The sequence below is a fragment of the Mesorhizobium sp. P2_F5 genome (assembly GCF_056403715.1).
On sequence record NZ_JBFUEY010000017.1, the window covers coordinates 1 to 19,052 of the forward strand.

At 62.6% G+C, this 19,052-nt stretch carries 20 protein-coding genes; 5 read left to right on the top strand and 15 right to left on the bottom strand.

The features are described 5' to 3' along the window. Positions 1-136: 136 nt before the first annotated feature. The 3 genes from AC1DYO_RS21400 to AC1DYO_RS21410 form a co-directional block, all read right to left on the bottom strand. The gene (locus AC1DYO_RS21400) at positions 137-610 is read right to left on the bottom strand and encodes an amino acid permease (protein ID WP_477266502.1); all 474 of its coding nucleotides are present in this window, start codon (positions 608-610) and stop codon (positions 137-139) included. A gap of 268 nt (positions 611-878) precedes the next feature. Further along, on the bottom strand, positions 879-1,409 hold the full coding sequence (locus tag AC1DYO_RS21405; RefSeq protein ID WP_477266617.1) for a cytochrome b/b6 domain-containing protein: 531 nt from the start codon (positions 1,407-1,409) through the stop codon (positions 879-881). Between the two features lie 43 nt (positions 1,410-1,452). Then, entirely contained in the window at positions 1,453-1,731 is a 279-nt protein-coding gene (locus AC1DYO_RS21410) for a PepSY domain-containing protein (protein ID WP_128369378.1), read from the bottom strand. Between the two features lie 256 nt (positions 1,732-1,987). Between AC1DYO_RS21410 and AC1DYO_RS21415 the strand changes: the two genes are divergently transcribed. Further along, positions 1,988-2,485 (top strand): sulfocyanin-like copper-binding protein, encoded by a 498-nt coding sequence (locus tag AC1DYO_RS21415; protein ID WP_477266503.1) that lies wholly within the window; start codon positions 1,988-1,990, stop codon positions 2,483-2,485. Between the two features lie 115 nt (positions 2,486-2,600). Here the strand turns inward: AC1DYO_RS21415 and AC1DYO_RS21420 are convergent, their stop codons facing one another. The 6 genes from AC1DYO_RS21420 to AC1DYO_RS21445 all read right to left on the bottom strand — a co-directional run bounded on the left by AC1DYO_RS21420 (position 2,601) and on the right by AC1DYO_RS21445 (position 7,719). Further along, positions 2,601-3,191 (bottom strand): NAD(P)H-dependent oxidoreductase, encoded by a 591-nt coding sequence (locus AC1DYO_RS21420; protein WP_477266504.1) that lies wholly within the window; start codon positions 3,189-3,191, stop codon positions 2,601-2,603. A gap of 32 nt (positions 3,192-3,223) precedes the next feature. Beyond that, on the bottom strand, positions 3,224-3,610 hold the full coding sequence (locus AC1DYO_RS21425) for a hypothetical protein (protein WP_477266505.1): 387 nt from the start codon (positions 3,608-3,610) through the stop codon (positions 3,224-3,226). Positions 3,611-3,695: 85 nt separating this feature from the next. Continuing rightward, on the bottom strand, positions 3,696-4,952 hold the full coding sequence (locus tag AC1DYO_RS21430; protein ID WP_477266506.1) for an MgtC/SapB family protein: 1,257 nt from the start codon (positions 4,950-4,952) through the stop codon (positions 3,696-3,698). Positions 4,953-4,964: 12 nt separating this feature from the next. Then, a complete protein-coding gene (gene trxC / locus AC1DYO_RS21435) occupies positions 4,965-5,420 on the bottom strand; it encodes a thioredoxin TrxC (RefSeq protein ID WP_477266507.1) in 456 nt (151 codons plus the stop codon). A 22-nt stretch (positions 5,421-5,442) separates the two neighbouring features. Beyond that, the gene (locus AC1DYO_RS21440; protein ID WP_477266508.1) at positions 5,443-7,296 is read right to left on the bottom strand and encodes a heavy metal translocating P-type ATPase; all 1,854 of its coding nucleotides are present in this window, start codon (positions 7,294-7,296) and stop codon (positions 5,443-5,445) included. A 36-nt stretch (positions 7,297-7,332) separates the two neighbouring features. Further along, positions 7,333-7,719, bottom strand: coding sequence for a DUF302 domain-containing protein (locus AC1DYO_RS21445; protein WP_477266509.1), 387 nt, complete (start codon positions 7,717-7,719; stop codon positions 7,333-7,335). A 154-nt stretch (positions 7,720-7,873) separates the two neighbouring features. Here AC1DYO_RS21445 and AC1DYO_RS21450 point away from each other — a divergent pair, with 154 nt between their 5' ends. Further along, positions 7,874-10,306 carry a bifunctional acetate--CoA ligase family protein/GNAT family N-acetyltransferase gene (locus tag AC1DYO_RS21450; RefSeq protein WP_477266510.1) on the top strand — a complete coding sequence of 811 codons (2,433 nt, stop codon included), beginning with the start codon at positions 7,874-7,876 and terminating at the stop codon, positions 10,304-10,306. A gap of 22 nt (positions 10,307-10,328) precedes the next feature. On the opposite strand, the gene AC1DYO_RS21455 is transcribed toward AC1DYO_RS21450, so the two are convergent. Both AC1DYO_RS21455 and AC1DYO_RS21460 read right to left on the bottom strand, forming a co-directional pair. Then, positions 10,329-11,882, bottom strand: coding sequence for a bifunctional aminoglycoside phosphotransferase/ATP-binding protein (locus tag AC1DYO_RS21455; protein ID WP_477266511.1), 1,554 nt, complete (start codon positions 11,880-11,882; stop codon positions 10,329-10,331). A 46-nt stretch (positions 11,883-11,928) separates the two neighbouring features. Next, positions 11,929-12,327, bottom strand: a complete 399-nt coding sequence (locus AC1DYO_RS21460; RefSeq protein ID WP_477266512.1) for a c-type cytochrome — start codon at positions 12,325-12,327, stop codon at positions 11,929-11,931. Positions 12,328-12,503: 176 nt separating this feature from the next. On the opposite strand from AC1DYO_RS21460, the gene AC1DYO_RS21465 reads away from it, so the two are divergent. Beyond that, positions 12,504-13,340 (top strand): universal stress protein, encoded by an 837-nt coding sequence (locus tag AC1DYO_RS21465; protein WP_477266513.1) that lies wholly within the window; start codon positions 12,504-12,506, stop codon positions 13,338-13,340. Between the two features lie 73 nt (positions 13,341-13,413). Here AC1DYO_RS21465 and AC1DYO_RS21470 read toward each other — a convergent pair whose 3' ends face one another. Genes AC1DYO_RS21470 through hemA form a run of 4 tightly spaced genes read right to left on the bottom strand, consistent with a single transcriptional unit; the run spans position 13,414 to position 16,420 of the window. Further along, positions 13,414-13,860, bottom strand: coding sequence for a pyridoxamine 5'-phosphate oxidase family protein (locus AC1DYO_RS21470; RefSeq protein ID WP_477266514.1), 447 nt, complete (start codon positions 13,858-13,860; stop codon positions 13,414-13,416). A gap of 11 nt (positions 13,861-13,871) precedes the next feature. After that, positions 13,872-14,606, bottom strand: coding sequence for a phosphoribosyltransferase (locus AC1DYO_RS21475; RefSeq protein WP_477266515.1), 735 nt, complete (start codon positions 14,604-14,606; stop codon positions 13,872-13,874). 3 nt (positions 14,607-14,609) lie between these two features. After that, complete coding sequence (locus tag AC1DYO_RS21480; RefSeq protein ID WP_477266516.1) at positions 14,610-15,101, bottom strand: DUF2267 domain-containing protein; 492 nt, start codon at positions 15,099-15,101, stop codon at positions 14,610-14,612. Between the two features lie 41 nt (positions 15,102-15,142). Next, the gene (gene hemA / locus AC1DYO_RS21485) at positions 15,143-16,420 is read right to left on the bottom strand and encodes a 5-aminolevulinate synthase (RefSeq protein ID WP_477266517.1); all 1,278 of its coding nucleotides are present in this window, start codon (positions 16,418-16,420) and stop codon (positions 15,143-15,145) included. A gap of 277 nt (positions 16,421-16,697) precedes the next feature. On the opposite strand from hemA, the gene galE reads away from it, so the two are divergent. Then, complete coding sequence (galE, locus tag AC1DYO_RS21490) at positions 16,698-17,693, top strand: UDP-glucose 4-epimerase GalE (RefSeq protein ID WP_477266518.1); 996 nt, start codon at positions 16,698-16,700, stop codon at positions 17,691-17,693. A gap of 106 nt (positions 17,694-17,799) precedes the next feature. Continuing rightward, a complete protein-coding gene (locus AC1DYO_RS21495) occupies positions 17,800-19,050 on the top strand; it encodes a D-amino acid dehydrogenase (RefSeq protein ID WP_477266519.1) in 1,251 nt (416 codons plus the stop codon). Positions 19,051-19,052 lie beyond the last annotated feature (2 nt).

Sequence of the window (19,052 nt, forward strand, 5' to 3'; positions counted from 1 at the left end):
CAAGCTGGCAGGAGCACAAAGATCGATGACACCGGCCTGATCATTGTGACACAACCGCGGCTCGATCGGACGCACTCTGTCATCCACGCCAGAATCCCTGCCGACCCAGATCGCCTCGGCGGGTCCCATTACAGAGTCAGGCTCCTAGGATGTGGATCAGCCACAGCAGGACCGATGCGCCGAGCACCGCCTGCCAGGTGTTTCCATCGCCGAAGGCTGGAAAGAAATAGGACAGGGCGCTGAACACGATCACCGCGTAGGAAACGTTGCCGACCCAGGCGCTGATCCAGTAGCCCCAGGCGCTGTTGAAGCCGATGAACGGACCGAAGCCTGCCTTGGCATAGGCATAGGGACCCGCGTCGAGTTCGGGCTTGCGGGTCGCAAGCGATTGATAGACGAAAACCAGCGCCAGCATGCCGACCGCGGTGATGGCCCAACCAATCAGGATTGCGAGGGGACCGGCACCTGCCGCCATGTTCTGCGGCAGGCTGAACACGCCGGAGCCGACCATGGAACCGATCACCAGTGCTGTCAGGGAACCCAGTCGAAGCTTCGATGGCGCCGCGGTCGCGACTTTCGCAACAGGGATGTTGAAATCAGCCGTAGTCATGATGCTCTCCCCAATTTGAAGGCTCTGATGGGAGGCCCCAGACAAGAAATCGGCACTAGCTGCCTTGATACGGGTCAAATCCGTTTGCGAGCGGCAAATGGCAAGTTTGGGGTTCCTGGGCGCCCGGAAAAAGCGCTCGCTCGTCGAGCTTGCACATGTGTCCGATCCACTCGCATGGCTGGCTCTCGCCGCCGCCGAACGAATGACGGTCGACTTGCGCCCCGGAGATCGTCGAGGGCACGAATTGCTTGGTGCGTTGAACAGATCGTCAGGCTATATCCGTGGGCTCGGCTTTGCGTTTTCGCCCCGTAATCATGGCCCGGACAAGGTTTTCACGATGTCGAAAGCTTGCCAGCGCGACGCCGCCTATATGGAAAAGAACCAACAGGAGCAGGCCGTGCGCGGCGAGGCTGTGTGCGGTCTCGACCCACGACACGCCGAAATAGGCGTCGGTCGTCATCAGCCAGCCCGTCAATGCAGTTGAAGCCATCCCGGCGATCAACACGACCACCATCGCGCCGCCAGCCGGATTGTGGCCGATGTAGCGGGCCTCGCGACCGCTCAGTATTGCCGAGAGATAGCGCCGCACCGTCGCCGGATCGCGCACGAATTGAGAGAACCGGGCATAGGGCGTGCCTAGAACGCCCCACAAGAGTCGCATAGCGACCAGTGCCGCGGCGACGTAGCCGGCCAAATGGTGAATGTCCTCCGAGGAATGGGAGGTGAGCCAGGCTGTGACGAAGCTGAGCACCAGCGCCCAGTGGAAACTCCGCACGACCCGGTCCCAGACGCGCACCATCTCTGGAGATGGCTGCGCGTCCGTGGCTATCGAAACGTTCGGATCAATTTTCACCGGCTTCGGCATTGTCGAGCTTTTCAAGGGTCTCGGCATTGTAGGCCAGGTTCACCTTCTTGCCGGCCTTGTCGACCGCATAGACTTCGTAGCAACCCTTCTCGACCTTGATCTGGCGGACGGTGAGGCCTTCGCCGGTCAACTGCGCCTCCAGCGTTGCCTTGGGCTTGAACTGTGATTTCGGGGCGGTGCTGCAGCTGCCGCCAGCGGCGAGCGCCGGTCCTGCAACCATGCCGACGAGAGCGGCGAGAACGAATGTGCGATACATGATGGCTCCATTTGGGAGGTTGGGCGCGAATGTTGGGCCTGCGGTTGAGATTTCGATCGGTCGTGCCAGACAGTGATTTCGCCGTCATTGGTGCGACATAGCCAATTGAACCTGACAACTGGCTGACAGATCATCGGCCCCGTTGATGGGCTTGCGCCGATCAGTTTGATTTGGCGCAAGGACGGTGGATGACCTCGCGAGCAGGATGACGGTCGGGACGTAGAGCGCTTCTGCTGCCGTTCTGAAGGAGATCGCCATGAAGACCATATCGAGGAGAGCAGCACTCGGGCTTGCTGCCGCAATGCTCATGGCTGGCAGTGCCGGCGTCGTCCAGGCTGCTTCGCTTGTCCAGATTTCTCTGTGGGACAAGGGCGCGAATATGGAGATGCCGATGGGGCTCGCCTATGCGGCGCCCGGACTCGATCTCGCCAAGGCGACCATGGGCATCAAGGCTTCGCCCGGTGCAGTCAAGGCCGGGGAGGTCACATTCAATGTGAAAAATGACTCCAAGGACACTGTCCACGAAATGATCGTGATGTACCTTGCGGAACCCGGCAAGCCGCTTCCTTACCTTGAGGCCGAGAACCGGGTCGACGAAGACAAGGCCGGCGACAAGGGCGAGGTGTCGGAACTCGATTCCGGCAAATCAGGCTCCCTGACCGTCGAGCTGAAGGCTGGAGAATATCTGCTTATCTGCAACGTGCCAGGTCACTATGGGGCGGGCATGTGGGCTGAATTCACCGTCGATCCATGAACCAGGGAGCGCCCTGGCCGGAAACCTTCGACTGTCGCCGTTTCGATGCTTGCAGGGGTAGCTAGTCTTGTTGGCGGCGCATCGCATGAAGCGTCTGCTAACTCGGATCGCTGCGCTATAGCGCTCGTTCGCCGAGCTTGCGCATCTGGCTGATCCACTTCGTGCGGGTCACATCGCTGGCGCCTGCGACCATGCCAAACAAGGTCTCGCGCACCGGACTGATGCCGACAAAATGCAGGATGCTTCGCTTCATGCCGGCGATGCCGTGTCCGAGGAACCATAGCCGGTAGACAAGGGAAGGCATGCCCATCGTCACCACGACCCGCGCGGAGTGGCCGCGAAGCAGCGTCTTGGTGAAGCCGCCGCCCTTGTCCGGGTAGGCGAAGGCCGTCCCTGGCCGCATCACTTGTTCCAGGAATGCCTTGAGCAGAGCCGGCATGGTTCCGAGCCACAGCGGAAAGACGAAGACGATGTGCTCCGCCCACACGATCGCCTCGGCGGCATCCTTCAGCTCGTCGGGAACGGCACCGTGTTCGAACTCGTGCGTCGTCCGCAGCATCGGAAAATCAAGTGCTGCCAGATCGACCCGTCGGACGGCGTGCCCCGCCTTTTCCGCGCCCTCGCCATAGGCGTTGGCAAGACCGCGGCAGAGCCGGTCCGGAGACGGGTCGGGATGGCCGACCACAATGAGGATACGTCGTGACATGGTCTATTCCCAGCGAGCGGGGCGCTGCCGCGTCAGGGCCGCTCGACCCTTGCCACCTGGTAGGTGTGCATGGCGCCGTTGCGCGCGATCGACACGTACTCACCGGTCACAAACCGTTCGTCGCCGAGATGGAAGCCGATCTCGTCGTCGCGATCACCGTCGGCATAGTCGAAATACCATTGTCCGCCGGGCTTACGTCTCAGCCGGCCGATCAGATCCTCCTCGCCGGTGCGAAAGCGACGAACACGGCAAGAGGCCCTGTGCGACTTCCATTCGTCGGCATCGATCCGGCCTTCGCCGGTCAATGGAGCCAGCACGTCATAGCCTTCTTCACGGTCGCCTTCCGGGTGGCCTTTTTCACGCGCGAGCAGCAGCCGGACATTGCGGAATTTCGGGGTGAGGTCCTTCAAACTGGTCATGGCGAACTCCTTTTACGGAGTTTCATAGAGCGGTGGCGGGACCTGGCCCTTGATCCGTATCAAAGAAGGCTCGAGAACAACACTTCTATCCAGGACCGAGCAACAGTAGGGCGCAGATGCCCATGGCTGCGGCGATCAGAGTTGCGAATGCGAGTGGCAACCAGAACCTGACCGGACCGGCAAATACTGCGAGCGACAGGCGACCGATCGCGTTTGCTGCCAGCGCCGTCAGCACGGCCTGGCCCACGGTCTCGACGGACACGGAATGCTTGACTAGGCGCAGCGCGCCAAGCACTGAGACATCGACATCGAATGCGCCAGCCAGCGCCGAACTCGCCAGCAGACCGCGCCCGCCGAATTGAGCGGCCAGGCCGGCACTCGCAGTCGCAACAACCGCAAACAGCAAGGCGAAGAGCAGCAACGGGCCCAGGTCGAAGGGATTGCGCGCAATAGAGCTTCCTTCGCCGTTCCCACTGTCGCGGGTCAGCAGCAACGCGCCGCAAACGCCGAAAGCGAGCACCGCGGCAATCGAAGGAATGGCGACCGAGGTAAACACGCTTGGCTCGATGATCAGAACCACGGTGTTGACGCGCAGCACCGAAACCATTGCAGCCAAGGATGCCGCCCCGGCGAGCGCCAGCCGGTTGTCCGCAGAGGTGGTGGCGTTGCGGGCAAGCGCCAAAGTTACGGCGGTGGAAGAGACGAGCGCACCGGCGAGCGAACTGACCAGCAGACCTCGGGTATTTCCAAGGATGCGAACAGCCACATAGCCGGCGAAGGAAATCGAGGCCATCAGCACCGTCAGGAACCAGACCTCCCATGGATTGAAACCGCCCCACGGGTCCATTGTCCGGTTTGGCAGGAGGGGCAAGACGATTGCCGTCATCACCGCCAGGATCAGCGCCGAACGGAGCTCGACCCATGTCAGTCGCTTCAGGAGGCCGTGCAGGATCTCGCGACTGGCCAGGACAGCCGCGAGCGCCGCCCCGCCGGCAGCAGCGGCTTGATAGTTGCCGGCGACGGAAAGCGCGCCAAGGGCGAAAACGCAAAGGCCTGCGATCACGCTCGTGACGCTGAAATCCTCGTCATGGGCAGCCTCGCGTGCCTTGTACCACGCGAAGACTCCCGCAAAGGCGATGAATCCGCCAACCAGCACGGACATCGCGCCGAGCGCGTTGGCGAGTGCGGCGAGCACGCCGCCAAGGAGGCCGGATATGCCGAATGTCCGAATGCCGGCCGTGCGGCTGCGATCGGGCGCATCCCGCTCCTGCCAGCCACGCTCCAAGCCGACCAGCAGACCTATTGCCAGGGCCAGTCCGAGGCGGGCGATCAGCGGATCCACTGGCGCCGGACCTTAGGCGGCGACAGTCGGCAGGCGGTCACGAACCCACCTGACGATCTGGCCCGCCGTCATTGCGCCGGATGTGCGCGAAATTTCGCGCCCGCCATGAAAGAGGATCATGGTCGGGATGCCGCGAATGCCGAGCCTGGCCGCCACGGCCTGCTCAGTGTCGGAATTGAGCTTGATCAAGCGAACATGCGGCTCCAGTTCATTTGCTGCAGCTTCATAGGCCGGCGCCATCATCTTGCAGGGGCCGCACCAGGGTGCCCAGATGTCGACGACGACCGGGAGGCTGCTGCGCGCGATCTGATGATCGAAACGCGCAGCGTCGACGTCTTCCGGGTGTCCCGAAAACAACCTGGTCCCGCACTTTCCGCATTTTGCCTGCACGGAGTCGCGGAACGGCGGAAGGCGGTTGACCCCACCACATTTGCTGCAAACCACAAGACTCTGCTGTGCCACGGTCATTCACCATTATTGCTCTCGATCACTATGCGCGCCACAGATGTCCATCGCCAAGGGTGCGCAACGCGTTCAGGATCACCGCCACGTCAATTCCTTCCTGAAGCAGTGCGCCGGCAACCGGGGTGATCTGCCCCATGGCCGCCGCGATCATTGCCATTCCCGACAGCGCCAGCCCGGCGACAATGCTTTGCAGTGCGATCGCTCGCGTTCGCCGTGCAATCCGAACTGCTTCGGCGACCGGCTGCAGCCTGTCGGTCAGCACGATGACATCCGCCGCCTCGGAGGAGGCTGTCGCACCCCGTGCGCCCATGGCGACACCTACGGTTGCAGCGGCCAGGGCAGGGGCGTCGTTGATGCCGTCGCCGACCATCATCGTCGGTGCCAAGACTTTCTCGGATTGGACCGTTGCGACTTTTTCGGCAGGGGTCGCATCGGCGACAATGGCGTCGAGGTCGAGCCGGGCGGAGATGCGCTTGGCCGCTACGCCGTCGTCGCCTGTGAGCATAATCATGCGAGTGATGCCGCCTGAGCGCAGCTTGCCGAGTGCGTCATGCGCATCAACACGCAGGGCGTCCCCGAACGTGAGAACACCGGCCAGCTCTCGGCCCAGTGCCACAAAGACCCTGAGCACCGGCTCGTCCTGAAATCTATCTTCACCACTTATCGCCCAGCCGGGCAGCGGTCTGTTGGCGAGTACGAGAGCCCGTGAGCCAGCCGCGATCAACATGTCTTGGACCGAGCCTTCCAGGCCCGCGCCGCGATACTCACGGACATCATGCGGATGTGAAAGCACCAGCTGCCTGCCGCGCGCGGCCCGGGTGATCGAGTCGGCAAGCACATGATGCGAGGCCTGTTCCAGGGATGCCAGCAGTTGGAGCAGCTGGTCCGCGTCACGGCCGGGTGCTGTTTCGATTTCGATGAGCTCGGCGCCGCCGATGGTCAAGGTCCCCGTCTTGTCAAAGATTGCGGTTTGGACTTGTGCAAGAGCCTCCAGCGCCGTCGAGCCTTTCATCAGGATGCCGGCACGTGCGGCACGCGAGACGCCGCCGATGAAGGCAACAGGGGCGGCGAGGATGAGCGGGCAGGGCGTTGCCACGACCAGCACGGCAAGGGCTCTGATTGGGTCACCGGAAACATACCAGGCGGCGCCGGAAACCAGCAGAGTGGCAGGCAGAAGGAACAGGGCAAAGCGGTCGGCCATTCGAATGAACGGGGACTTGGCGGTCTGCGCCGCTGCAACCATGCGCACGATCGCCGCATAAGTGCTCTGGTCCGCGCGGGCAGAAGCCCGCATGCTGAAGGTCTCGCCCGCATTGATGGTGCCGCTGCGCAGCATGTCGCCCGCGCTGCGGCGCTCCGGCAGTGGTTCTCCGCTCACCGCGGACTCATCGAGAGAGGCCGAGGCATCAAGCAGGGTGCCATCGACGGGAAGCAGCTCGCCGGCCCGGACCAGAATTTCGTCGCCGACAGCAACATCTTCGATGGAGATCGTCTCTGTGCCCAGCGTCGAAGTTCGGTGGGCGACGCGCGGTGATCGGTCGGTCAATGCCTTGAGGTTTCGCTCAGCGCGGCCGCGAGCGAAATCCTCAAGCACCGTACCGCCGGCATACATGATCGCCACCACCACGGCCGCCAGGGGTTGTCCGAGCAGAAGCGCGGCGGACATCGATACCAAGGCAATCGCATCGACGCCGAAGCGGCCTATCCAGAAATCGCGCAGAATGGAAATCGCGAGAGCCGCCACCACGGGCAAGGTTGCCGCCGTCCAGATCGTGTCGGCTTCAAAGGGGCCGAGCCCGGTTCGCCAGGCTCCTAAACCAATGGCGAGGCCCAGGATGGCGATGACCAGCAATGCGCGTCGCAGAGCAGACTCGTTCATCCGATGTCCCTCAACCCCTGATGGCCACTCTTGGCGCTAGAGTTCGCGGACCATCTCCTCGAGCAGGCGCCGCACATCATTCGCGACCTGCGCAAGCTCGCGATTGCCGGTGGCGCCCATCGAAGCGACCGGATCCACCGCTGCGACCTCCACCTTTCCCGGTCCGACCTCCGTGATGATGACATTGCAGGGCAGCATGGTTCCGATCTTGTCTTCGGCCTGAAGCGCCCGCCATGCGAAATGCGGATTGCACGCGCCCAGGATCACATAGGGCCTGAATTCTGCGCCAAGCTTGGCCTTCAGGGTCTGCTGGACATCAATCGAGGTCAGAACGCCAAACCCCTTGCTTGCGAGCTTGTCGGTCACGTGGTCGATTGCCGCTGCAAACGGCATGGCGACGATCTTGCTGAAATAATAACTCATCCAACTCTCCAATCATTGACCGCAACAGCTCGTCGCCACTTTGCGAGTGACCTCGCGCAAGAGCTAATCGCGATGACCGGAGAACGCTTTGATCAAACGCAACGAACGGGCAAGATCGATTGGCGATGATTGCAAGGAATAGGAGACATTGGGGGTGACAATCCGAAATCTCGACCATGCGTTCGCCCCGAAGTCGGTTGCGGTCTTCGGCGCGTCGGTGCGGGACGGCTCGGTCGGCCGTGTCGTCTTCGACAACATCGTCAGCGGCGGCTTCGCGGGCGAGATCTGGCCGGTCAACCCGAAATATTCGCAGGTGGCCGGTCGACGCTGCTACGCGAAGGCGGCCGACCTGCCAGAGAGTCCCGACCTCGGTGTTATCGTGACGCCGCCGGACACGATTCCCGGCATCGTGCGCGAGCTCGCTGACAAGGGGACGCGGGCGGCGGTCGTCATCACCGCCGGGCTTACGCGGGAGAACGGCCTGCGTCAGGCCATGCTCGACGCCGCCAAGCCCACTCTTTTCCGCATCATCGGGCCGAACACGGTCGGTCTGATGATCCCACCTTTGAAACTCAATGCCGGATTTGCGCATATGGCCGCCAAGCCTGGCAACATCGCGCTGCTGTCGCAATCCGGCGCAATTGCCACGTCGCTGATCGACTGGGCGGCTGACAACAATGTCGGCTTCTCGCAGATCGTCTCCCTGGGCGACATGGCGGATGTCGACGTGGGAGATTGCATCGATATGCTGGCGGGCGACAGGCACACGCGCGCCATCGTGATGTATCTCGAAACAATTCCCAATCCGCGCAAGTTCATCTCGGCCGCCCGAGCGGCGGCGCGGGTCAAGCCCGTGATCGCGATCAAGTCGGGCCGGCACGAGCAATCCGCCAAGGCGGCCGCGACCCACACCGGCGCGCTGTCGGGGGCGGACCATGTCGTCGATGCGGCATTGCTGCGCGCAGGCATCCTGCGCGTCAAAGGCCTGACCGAGCTGTTTGATGCCGCTGAAACGATCGCCTGCTTCACTCCGCTCACCCGGGCCCGTGTCGGCATCGTCACCAATGGCGGCGGGGCAGGGGTATTGGCCATCGATCAGCTTATCGACTGCCAAGGGGAATTGGCCGCACTTTCGCCCGCCACTATCGAACGCCTGAACGCCGTATTGCCGCCGACATGGTCGCACGCCAATCCGGTCGACATCATCGGTGACGCCCCGCCAGATCGATACAAGGCCGCCGTCGAAGCCGTTGCGGCCGACCCCGAAACGGACGTCGTCCTGGTGATGAATTGTCCAACGGGGCTGGGTTCGCCGCTTGCCGCGGCAAGCGCGGTGGCGGAACTCACAAGGGAAGGGATGATCGCCGGCAAACCGCTCCTGACCTGCTGGCTCGGTGAGCACACGGCGCGCGCCGGGCGGCAAATCCTTCAGGATGCGGGCATTGCCAGTTTTGAAACGCCCGCTGACGCAGCAACGGCCGTCTCCTACCTCAGCGAGTGGTCGCGCGCCCAGCGGGCCTTGATGCGCACGCCGTCGAGCCGCAGCGAGGACGTCACAAGCGATCGGGAAGCCGCTGCCGCCGGAGCTGCGGCACGCGCAATCGAGGCGCGCGTGCGCAGCCACGCACCGCAAGCCGATGTTGAAGGCTATGCCGTTCAGCCGATGGTGGTGCGAAAACAGGCCCAGGAACTCATCCTCGGCATGAGCCAGGATCCGATCTTCGGACCGGCCATCCTGTTTGGAGCCGGTGGCGTTGCCGTCGAAGTAATGGATGATACAGCGATCGCATTGCCGCCGCTCGACGACGTTCTTGCCGGCGACCTGATCGGGCAAACGCGGATCGGCCGCCTGCTTGCCGGGTTCCGCGATCGCAAGCCGGCGAATCGGCAAGCGATCATTGCAGCACTCAACGGCCTGTCGCAGATGACCGTCGACTTTCCGTGCCTGGTTTCGATGGACATCAATCCGCTGCTGGCCGACGCCGAGGGCGTGATTGCGCTCGACGCTCGCATCGAGATCGAGCCGGGACGCGTGGAAGAGGCCGGGCCGAACCCCGCACTTGCCATCAGGCCTTATCCGTCGGGTTGGGACAAGGCGTTTTTGGGAGGCGACACGCATTATCACATCCGACCGATCAAGCCGGCCGACATCGCGCTCTATCCGGAATTCCTTGCCAGGATTTCACCAGACGATCTGCGCTTGCGATTCCTGTCGCCGCGAAAGAGTTTCTCCGACCAGATGCTGAAGCGGTTCACCCAGCTCGACTATGACCGCAACATGGCTTTCGTCGCTCTGGAGACAGCCACCGGCGCTTTGGCGGGCATCAGCCGACTTTCCTGCGATCCCGATCACCTTAGCGCCGAGTACGCTCTGCTGGTGCGTTCGGATCTGCAGGGTCACGGTCTGGGCTGGGAATTGCTCAGGCAGATCGTCGCCTATGCAAAGGCCGACGGGATCGGACGGATAGAAGGCATCGTGCTCAGCGAGAACACGACGATGCTGGCCATGTGCCGCGAATTCGGCTTCTCGATCGCCCATCTTCCGGACGAGCCCGGCCTTGTCGAGGCTAGGCTCCAACTGCACTAAGGGCGATCATCTGCCGTACCTTTCATGAGGCCGTGCGCAGGGTGTCGGACGCATCGCTGTCGGAAAACCTTCTCAGCTCTGTGACTAAGTCGGCAAGCTTCCGATCGGCATTGATCCTGCGCCAACTCGTTTGGGCGGCGTTTCGCTGCAATTGCCGCGAAAGGATATCTATGGTGGCGTCGGAAGGGCCGCCCTTGCGATCACTGACCCGTTGCCACAGAACAAGCGGGTCCGCTTCCAACCAGAACCCGGCGAAAGCCACACCCCTGACGCTTGCCGCCTTCTCGATACGGTCGCGATCGGCAGGCCTGTCAAACACGGCATCAGCGACAACCGAACCGCCCTCCGCAAGGATCAGGCCGGCCCGCCATGCCATTTCGCGATAAACTCGCTCCGAAACCTGCGGGCGATAAGCCTTGTCCGGCAGTCGCGTTTCGGCAGGCACACCGTGCATGGCCTTGCGGATGCGGTCGCTTTCCACAATGCGGGCGCCGGGCGGCGCACCGACATGGGCGGCGAGCGCCTCCGCAACGGTCGTCTTTCCGGAACCGCTGAGACCGCCGATGGCGACCAGCCGCGGCGATGTTTCCTGGAGCAAAGTCCGGGCAAGGGCGAAATAGGATCTGGCCTCGGCAATCAATTTCTCGGAATTGGCACTGCCTTCCTCGACCTGCGTTGCGATGACATGGGCGCGCACGGCGGCCCGCACCGCCATGAAGAAGGGCAGCAGGACGAACCCATCCTCATCGTCGGCCTCGTCGAGATAACGGTTCACCACAAGATTGGCGAGCTGCGGAAACCCGCGATGCCAAAGGTCCATCAACAGGAACGCAAGGTCGTACAGAACGTCGATGCTGGCGATCTGGTCGTTGAATTCGATGCAATCGAAGAGGCGGGGCTCGCCGTCGAAAAGGCAGATGTTGCGCAGATGCAGATCGCCGTGGCACTGGCGGACCTTGCCCGCGGCTTCCCGGCGGTCAAGCAATCCGGAATTCCGGGCGAGGGTTGTGCGGAAGGCCTTGGCAAAGGGCTCGATCTGCGCCTGTGTGAAAACATGGCTGGTGGCAAAACCGGCTTCGTTGATGTCGAGCACGCCAGCCAGATTGGATGAGCCGCTGCCATTGTGGATTGTCGGCGCGGCACGGTGGTAGCCCACGATCATGCGCGCGACCTTGGTCATCAGCGCCGGCGTCAATTCTCCCGCGGTTGCCATGCGATCGAGCAGCTTCGACTGGTCGAAGCAGACCATCTCGATCGCGGCGTCGACCATTTGCCCCGTGCCGTCAAAAACCAACTTGCCGTCGGCTTCCCGCGTGATGCGCCGCACCCCCAGATAAAGGCCGGGCGCGGTCTTCGAGTTGAGTTCCACCTCTTTCTCGCAGGCGGCGAGCCTAAGGGCAGGCGCCGAGAAATCGACATAGGGCAGCTTGACCGCCCGCTTCATCTTGTAGGCGCGTTCGCCAGTCAGAAAAATACGCGAGATATGGGTCTCGATCGCCTCGACCGCCCCGGTCGCGCCATATGAAGCGGGATCGAGCAGAAACGCGGCAGTGGCATGCTGGTCTTCAATGATCATGTCCGCCTCGTTCGTGTCTACCACTGATGCCTTCCGCCTTCGGGTGCTATTGCTGCAGCGTCTGGATATAACCGGCCAGTTCATGGATCCGTTCCTCCGTGACGATTTCGCCGGCGTTCGGGCCGTATCTCTTCACGTCGGCAGGCAGGAACTGGCTGCCCCATACTGGCATGTCGCGCTCGCCATGCGCCGGCACCATGGCGCGGCCGTCGATCACGGCATAGACGCGCCAGTAAGGGAATTCGCCGCCATTGCGCCTTGAGATGCGCGTCAGGTCGCTCGGACGCTTCAACAGTTCGTCGCCCAACGGTCCATCGCCCTTGCCGTCCGGGCCATGGCAGACGGCGCACGAGTTCATGTATTCGGACTTGCCGTCGCCGAGGTCCTGCGCACTGGCCGTATGGAAGGTCATGCCAGCGAGAGCCGCCGCGACCAGGAATCTCATCTGCGTTTTCCCTGATTAATTGGCTGAAGCCTACAGCCTTGGCAGGCCAGCACGTTGATGCGGATCAAATAGCCGCCACAGCCAAGACGTTTGATCCAGCGCAATGAACGCACCGGCTCCTGTCGGCTATGCCTCAGCAACGATTGAACCTTCACGCGAAATGAGGAGTTGCCGCCGTGTCCTTCAAGACATTGCTTACGGTTACCGGACCGAACCAGGGGGATGGCGATCTCAAGCTCGCCGCCTCTCTGTGCGAACAGATCGATGCCCACCTTTCGGTGCTCGTCCTTGAGCTTGCCGCACCGCCCTCGGGTGGTGAGTATGCTGCTATCGTCTCACCGGCCTGGCTCGAGGAGCGTCAGGCCGAGCTGAAAAGGCTCGAGAAACGAATATCGGCAGTCGGCGCCTTTCTTTCACAGACCCCGGTATCGGCTGATCTGAGCGACGACTATCCCGACACGGGATGGGCTGACGATGTCATCGGCAGGCGTGCCCGCTACGCCGATCTGACCATTCTGGGACCGGATCTGCTGGCAAGCCATGCGCTGAAGGATAAAGTGATCGAGGGCACGCTGTTCTCATCGGGAAAGCCCATTCTGCTTGTTCCCGAAGGCTCGCGCCCGACGCTGAAGCCGAAACGCATCCTGGTCGCGTGGGACGCGCGCCTTGAGTCATCGCGCGCCGTCCGCGAGTCGCTCGATATGCTGAAGGGCGCGGTAGAGGTGCACCTCGTTATGGTCGACCCGATCGAGGACGAGTTCCATCACGGCGCGGAACCCGGAGCCGATGCCGCCGCCTATCTTGCCCGGCACGGCGTGAAAGTTACGGTCGAGCGCCTGCCGAGCGCGAACCATTCGGTCGCCGAAGTGCTTCGCCAGCGTGCCGGCGATATGGCTGCCGAGCTCCTGGTCATGGGCGCCTATGGTCATTCCCGGCTGCGCGAGCGGATTTTTGGTGGGGTCACCAAGTCAATGCTTGAGGGTCAATCGCTGCCGGTCTTGATGGCGCGATAGCAATTCAACAGAAAAAGGGGCCGGTGCAGATTGCGCCGGCCCTCTTCAATTCTCGCAAGACCTAACGAGGCGACTACTCGCTCGCTTCTCGTCCGGACACCTGTTCAACGAGAATCCGGAAGAAAACGTGCGGAGCACTGTCGGCTGTGGGAGGAATGACGGGCTTGAGTGCGCCAGGTTCCCACCAGTCGGCATGCTTGCTCAACACCGACCAGGCATGATCGCGTTCGAGCTTGTGGCCAATTCGATCCGGCAACTCTTCGTACCGGCCGTCGGCAACGACGCTTCTCCATCCTCGCCCCTGGCCATGCTCGTCAACCTGGACGGACACCAGCGGATTGGCCCGCATCCATTCGATCTTTTTGCCCGGCATGGAAAACGCGTAAAGATGAGCATCCGAATGGGCGTAGTAGAAGGGCACGACGTAGGGCTGTCCGTCTTTTGCGCATGCCAGGCGGCCCACGCGATTGGCCGTCAGGATTTTCGTGCATTCCAAGGCAGAAAGGGTTCGGACCAGCATGACGTGATCTCCTATTTCTCTCGGTTATTCCGTGGCGTTGATTTCGTGGCGGTTTTTGAATCGGGGCCCGCTACGTGTTGTCCACTTCGGTGTTGCCCGGCCGTTTGCGACCGACCAGCCTCGTCCATCGCAGCGACGACATCGCTGTCCGAGAGTTGCGGAAACCGCATGTAATGGTAGCTCAGGGCACGGAACTGTCCTGGTTGACTTAGGCAAACCACACGATCTGCTTCGCATGCCAGTTCTGCGACCGTCTCTTGCGGCGAAACAGGAACTGCCACGATGATTTCCCTCGGCGAACGGCGCTTTATGGCGCGGATCGCGATTTTCAGGGTCGTACCGGTCGCGGCCCCGTCATCCACGATGATCGCGGTCTTTCCCGCGATCGAGATCGGTTTGGTCTTCCCTCGATAGGCAGCGCGCCGGCGTTCGAGTTCTGGACGCTCATTTGCAATCAAGACGCGTAGCTCGCCTTCATCGAGCGCATAGGCCTCGACGATCTCCCGGTTCAACACGACCTCCCCGGGGTCGCCATCGACGATTGCTGCAACAGCCAGCTCAGGATTGCCTGGGGCGCCGACCTTGCGGACGATCAGCAGGTCAAGAGGAGCGTTGAGAGCTCTGGCCACCTCCACTGCGACAGGCACGCCGCCACGCGGCAATGCCAGCACAACAGGCTGATGCAGTTTAAGGTTGCTCAGCTCCAGGCCAAGCTTCGCGCCAGCGTCTTCCCGGTCTCGGAACATGGGTCAATCCACCGGCCACAATTTTCTAAGCGACTTCTTCATCGAGCTTCGGACCTGCACGATCTCGCCATGCGAAATGTGACGGTCGAGAAGCTTGAACACGGCGCTGATCGCGACATCGAAATCGATCTCCTCATCGTAGCCGAAACTGTTTCTGACGCTGAGAATAAAGTCGCGCTTCGTGCGCTCATGCGCAGGCGTAGATGGAGTCCAGCCTTCGAAGTAGATGCCGCGAATCAAAACTGGGAGTTGGGCCGAGAGATCGGCCATTTCCGCTTGCGACAGCCAATCCCGCACCGTGTGCAGGACAGATCTCAGGAGGCGGCACGCGCTCGGCTCGCTCCAGCAAAGATCCTTGGCAAGCTCGTTGACCCACTGCTGCGCCTGTTGGGCAGCGTGCGTGAAGTCAGCAAAGGACGTGTGTGGACTATGACCCATGGCGATGCTCCTCGAAGATTTGAGGTCCATTCTTAAGGCGTCGAAAGCTTCGAGCATTGAGCCGGATCAAATTGCTCGGTTTGAGCGGTCGGCGGCTTTTAGCCGCCGGATTTCTGCACCAGCAGGGGAATGATGCGGTCGCTCTTGGCCACCGAGGGCCGGCCTGCCGAACCGTAGCGGATGCCGAGCGCATCCCACGTCTCGGCCAGCGCGTCCTGCAGTCCCGCAATCAACGCATCGGTATGGAACGGCGTCGGCGTGATGCGCAGCCGCTCGGTGCCGCGCGGCACGGTCGGGTAGTTGATCGGCTGTATATAGATGCCGTGCACGCCGAGCAGACGGTCGCTGGCCATCTTGCAGAGTTCGGGGTCACCGACCAGCACCGGCACGATATGCGTCGGCGACTCCATCACCGGCAGGCCGGCGGCGCTGAGAATCTCTTTGGTCCGCGACGCCTGGCGCTGCTGCGCATCGCGTTCGGCCTGCGAGCGCTTTAGGTGGCGGATCGAGGTGGTGGCGGCAGCGGCGATCGCCGGCGGCAGCGCCGTGGTGAAGATGAAGCCTGGCGCATAGGAGCGCACGGCGTCGATGACGGCGCTGTTGCCGGCGATATAGCCGCCCAGCGTGCCGAATGCCTTGGCSAGCGTGCCYTCGATGATGTCGATGCGGTCGGCCAGCCCCTCGCGCTCGGTGATGCCGCCGCCGCGCGGYCCGTACATGCCGACGGCGTGGACCTCGTCKACATAGGTCATGGCATTGTAGCGTTCGGCCAGTTCGACGATCTGCTTGATYGGSGCAATGTCGCCGTCCATCGAATAGACGCTCTCGAASACGATCAGCTTGGCGCGYTCGCGRCCCGCYGCCTGYAGCAGGCTTTCGAGATGCGCGACGTCATTGTGGCGGAAAATCTTCTTTTCGGCGCCCGAGCGCCGCACGCCCTCGATCATCGARGCGTGGTTCAGCTCGTCCGAGATGATCAGGCAGTTGGGCAAMARSCGCGCAATGGTCGAGATCGAGGCTTCGTTGGAGACGAAGCCGGAGGTGAAGACCAGAGCCGCTTCCTTGTCGTGCAGGTCGGCCAGTTCCACTTCGAGCTCGACCAGCGGGTTGCTGGTGCCGGAAATGTTACGGGTGCCGCCGGCGCCCGAGCCCATCTTGCCGGCCGCGTTCTGGAACGCGGCGATGACATCAGGGTTCTGGCCCATGCCGAGATAGTCGTTGGAGCACCAAACGGTGATTTCCTCGGCGCGGCCGTTGGAACGCCAGATGGCGCGCGGAAACTTGCCGACAATGCGCTCGAGATCGGCGAAGACACGGTAGCGCCGCTCGGCATGGAGCTGGTCGATCGCTTCCTCGAAGAACCGCTGATAGTTCATGTCGCCTTCCCAGTTTTGCGCGGGATCATAATCATTGGCCCATTCGTCGTCCACCGGGCCTGTTTGGTCAAAATGCCACGCCCCGCCACTGTTCCTAACGATCCGGGATCGTGCCCTATTCCGTTGATGTGCATCAACTTTGTTTCACTACGATGCCTTGGGCCGCCGAGACTGTTACGGACTTAACATACCGGTCTTGTATAGCCCTGCGGCGGTCTTTCCAGTAAGGCGGCATTTGAGACAGTTTCCGATAAATCTTGAATAGCGAGGATACGGAATGACGGTTTTGGTGACAGGCGGCGCCGGCTATATCGGCAGCCACATGGTCTGGGAACTGCTGGATGCCGGTGAGAGCGTTGTCGTGCTCGACCGGCTTTCCACCGGCTTCGAATGGGCGGTGGCGCCCGAAGCCAAGCTGGTCGTCGGCGATGTCGCCGACCGGGAACTGGTTGGCCAGATCATCCGGGAGAACAAGGTCGACGCGATCATCCATTTCGCCGGTTCGATCGTGGTGCCGGAATCGGTTACCGATCCGCTCGCCTATTATGAGAACAACACCTCGAAGACCCGCACGCTGATCGAAACCGCGGTAAGAGAGGGCGTGCCCAATTTCATCTTCTCCTCCACCGCCGCCGTCTATGGCGGCGCCGGCCTTGAGCCGGTGCGCGAGGATGCCCGCTTGGCGCCGGAATCGCCCTACGGCCTGTCCAAGCTGATGAGCGAATGGATGCTGCGCGATGCGGCGCTGGCCCATCCCTTGCGCTACACGGCGTTGCGCTATTTCAACGTCGCCGGCGCCGATCCCAAGGGCCGCACCGGCCAGTCGACGCCGGGCGCCACGCATCTGATCAAGGTCGCCTGTGAGACCGCGCTCGGCAAGCGCCCCTTCATGCAGGTGTTCGGCACCGACTATCCGACGCCGGACGGCACCTGCATGCGCGATTACATCCATGTCAGCGATCTGGCCGCGGCGCATCGCCTGGCGCTGCAACGGCTGCGCGCCGGCGGCAACAGCCTCGTCGCCAATTGTGGCTACAGCCATGGCTATTCGGTGCTCGAGGTCATCGACAGCGTGCGCCGCGCCTTCGGCCGCGATTTCGAGGTCAAGATGGGTGACCGGCGCCCCGGCGACGCCGCCGCCATCGTCGCCAATTCTGACCTTGCGCGCGCCGAACTCGGCTGGACCCCGCAGCGCGACGATCTCGACCAGATCGTCGCCGACGCGCTCGCCTGGGAGCGCATCCTGACAAGCAAGAACTCCGCGCGGGGCTGAGTCCAAGCCCTGCCGAGGGCTCGCAAGGCGCACGGCGAAGCGCTATTGAAGGCATTCGCTGATGCAGCGTGGAGGCGCTGCGCCGCGTATAGCTTTGGGGGGTGGCATGAAGATAACGGTGCTCGGGGCCGGCGTTGTCGGGACGGCCGCCGCCTACTATCTGGCCGCCGATGGCCACGAGGTCACCGTGGTCGAGCGCCATCCGGCGCCGGCGCGCGGCACCAGCCAGTCGAATGCCGGCCTGGTATCGCCGGGCGACGCCACCGCCTGGGCCTCTCCGGCGGCGCTGAAGACATTCCTGCGCGCGCTCTGGAATCATGATCTCGGCATCAAGGTCAGGCTGCGCTTCGATCCCTATTTCCTCGCCTGGAGCCTGCGTTTTCTGCGCCAATGCACGGTGACGCGGCTGCGCGCCAACAGCCGGGTCAAATTGCGCCTCGCGCTCTATTCGCGCGACTGCATCAATGCCATCTCGGCCGACACCGGCATCCACTATGACGAGCGCAAGAAGGGCATTATCTATTTCTTCCGCTCGCAGCACAGTCTCGACACCGGCACCGACAATTACCGTTATCTCGCAGAGCATGGCCTGCCGATCGAGATCGTCGGCCGCGACCGGTTGATCGAGCTGGAACCCGGTTTGGCCGGGGTGAAGGAAAAGATCGCCGGCGGCGTCTATTCGCCGATCGACCAGACCGGCGATTCCCGGCAATTCGTCGAAAGGCTCGCCGCCTATGCCGCCGAGAAGCTCGGCGTAAAATTCCTCTACGGCACGACGGTCGAGGGCCTCGATATCGAAGGCGACCGCGTGCGCGCGGTGATGACCTCGGCCGGTGCCATTGCCGGCGATGCTGTAGTCATCTCGATGGGGCCGGAAAGCGGCCTGCTTGGCCGCCGCTACGGTATCGACTTGCCGGTCTATCCGGTGAAAGGTTATACCGCGACCATTCCGCTGGAGGACGAGAGCAAGGGTCCGACCATGGGCGGGGCCGACGAGGACCAGCTGATCGCCTATTCCAGGCTGGGCAACCGCTTGCGGCTCGCCTCTACCGCCGAATTCACCGGCTTCGACCGCACCCACAAGCCGAGCGATTTTGCCACCATGTTCCGGACCGGAAACGATCTGTTTCCCGGCGCCTTCGACGAGAAGAAGGCCGAACTCTGGGCGGGCCTCAGACCGATGATGCCGAACTCCGTGCCGGTCATCGGCCAAGCGCGTTACAAAAACCTCTATCTCGACACCGGTCACGGCCATGTCGGCTGGACCATGGCCTGCGGCTCGGGGAAATTCCTGGCCGACCTCGTCGGCGGCCGCAAGCCCGAGATCGACCCGCAAGGTCTGGTCTACGGAGGCTAGGG

Excerpts from the sequence above, each read along its gene's own strand:
- AC1DYO_RS21400 (WP_477266502.1), bottom strand. The coding sequence starts at position 610 with ATGACTACGGCTGATTTCAACATCCCTGTTGCGAAAGTCGCGACCGCG.
- AC1DYO_RS21455 (WP_477266511.1), bottom strand. The coding sequence starts at position 11,882 with ATGATCATTGAAGACCAGCATGCCACTGCCGCGTTTCTGCTCGATCCC.
- AC1DYO_RS21420 (WP_477266504.1), bottom strand. The coding sequence starts at position 3,191 with ATGTCACGACGTATCCTCATTGTGGTCGGCCATCCCGACCCGTCTCCG.
- AC1DYO_RS21480 (WP_477266516.1), bottom strand. The coding sequence starts at position 15,101 with ATGCTCGAAGCTTTCGACGCCTTAAGAATGGACCTCAAATCTTCGAGG.
- AC1DYO_RS21460 (WP_477266512.1), bottom strand. The coding sequence starts at position 12,327 with ATGAGATTCCTGGTCGCGGCGGCTCTCGCTGGCATGACCTTCCATACG.
- trxC (WP_477266507.1), bottom strand. The coding sequence starts at position 5,420 with ATGACCGTGGCACAGCAGAGTCTTGTGGTTTGCAGCAAATGTGGTGGG.
- AC1DYO_RS21425 (WP_477266505.1), bottom strand. The coding sequence starts at position 3,610 with ATGACCAGTTTGAAGGACCTCACCCCGAAATTCCGCAATGTCCGGCTG.
- AC1DYO_RS21495 (WP_477266519.1), top strand. The coding sequence starts at position 17,800 with ATGAAGATAACGGTGCTCGGGGCCGGCGTTGTCGGGACGGCCGCCGCC.
- AC1DYO_RS21445 (WP_477266509.1), bottom strand. The coding sequence starts at position 7,719 with ATGAGTTATTATTTCAGCAAGATCGTCGCCATGCCGTTTGCAGCGGCA.
- AC1DYO_RS21440 (WP_477266508.1), bottom strand. The coding sequence starts at position 7,296 with ATGAACGAGTCTGCTCTGCGACGCGCATTGCTGGTCATCGCCATCCTG.
- galE (WP_477266518.1), top strand. The coding sequence starts at position 16,698 with ATGACGGTTTTGGTGACAGGCGGCGCCGGCTATATCGGCAGCCACATG.
- AC1DYO_RS21405 (WP_477266617.1), bottom strand. The coding sequence starts at position 1,409 with ATGGTGCGCGTCTGGGACCGGGTCGTGCGGAGTTTCCACTGGGCGCTG.
- AC1DYO_RS21410 (WP_128369378.1), bottom strand. The coding sequence starts at position 1,731 with ATGTATCGCACATTCGTTCTCGCCGCTCTCGTCGGCATGGTTGCAGGA.
- AC1DYO_RS21475 (WP_477266515.1), bottom strand. The coding sequence starts at position 14,606 with ATGTTCCGAGACCGGGAAGACGCTGGCGCGAAGCTTGGCCTGGAGCTG.
- AC1DYO_RS21415 (WP_477266503.1), top strand. The coding sequence starts at position 1,988 with ATGAAGACCATATCGAGGAGAGCAGCACTCGGGCTTGCTGCCGCAATG.
- AC1DYO_RS21470 (WP_477266514.1), bottom strand. The coding sequence starts at position 13,860 with ATGCTGGTCCGAACCCTTTCTGCCTTGGAATGCACGAAAATCCTGACG.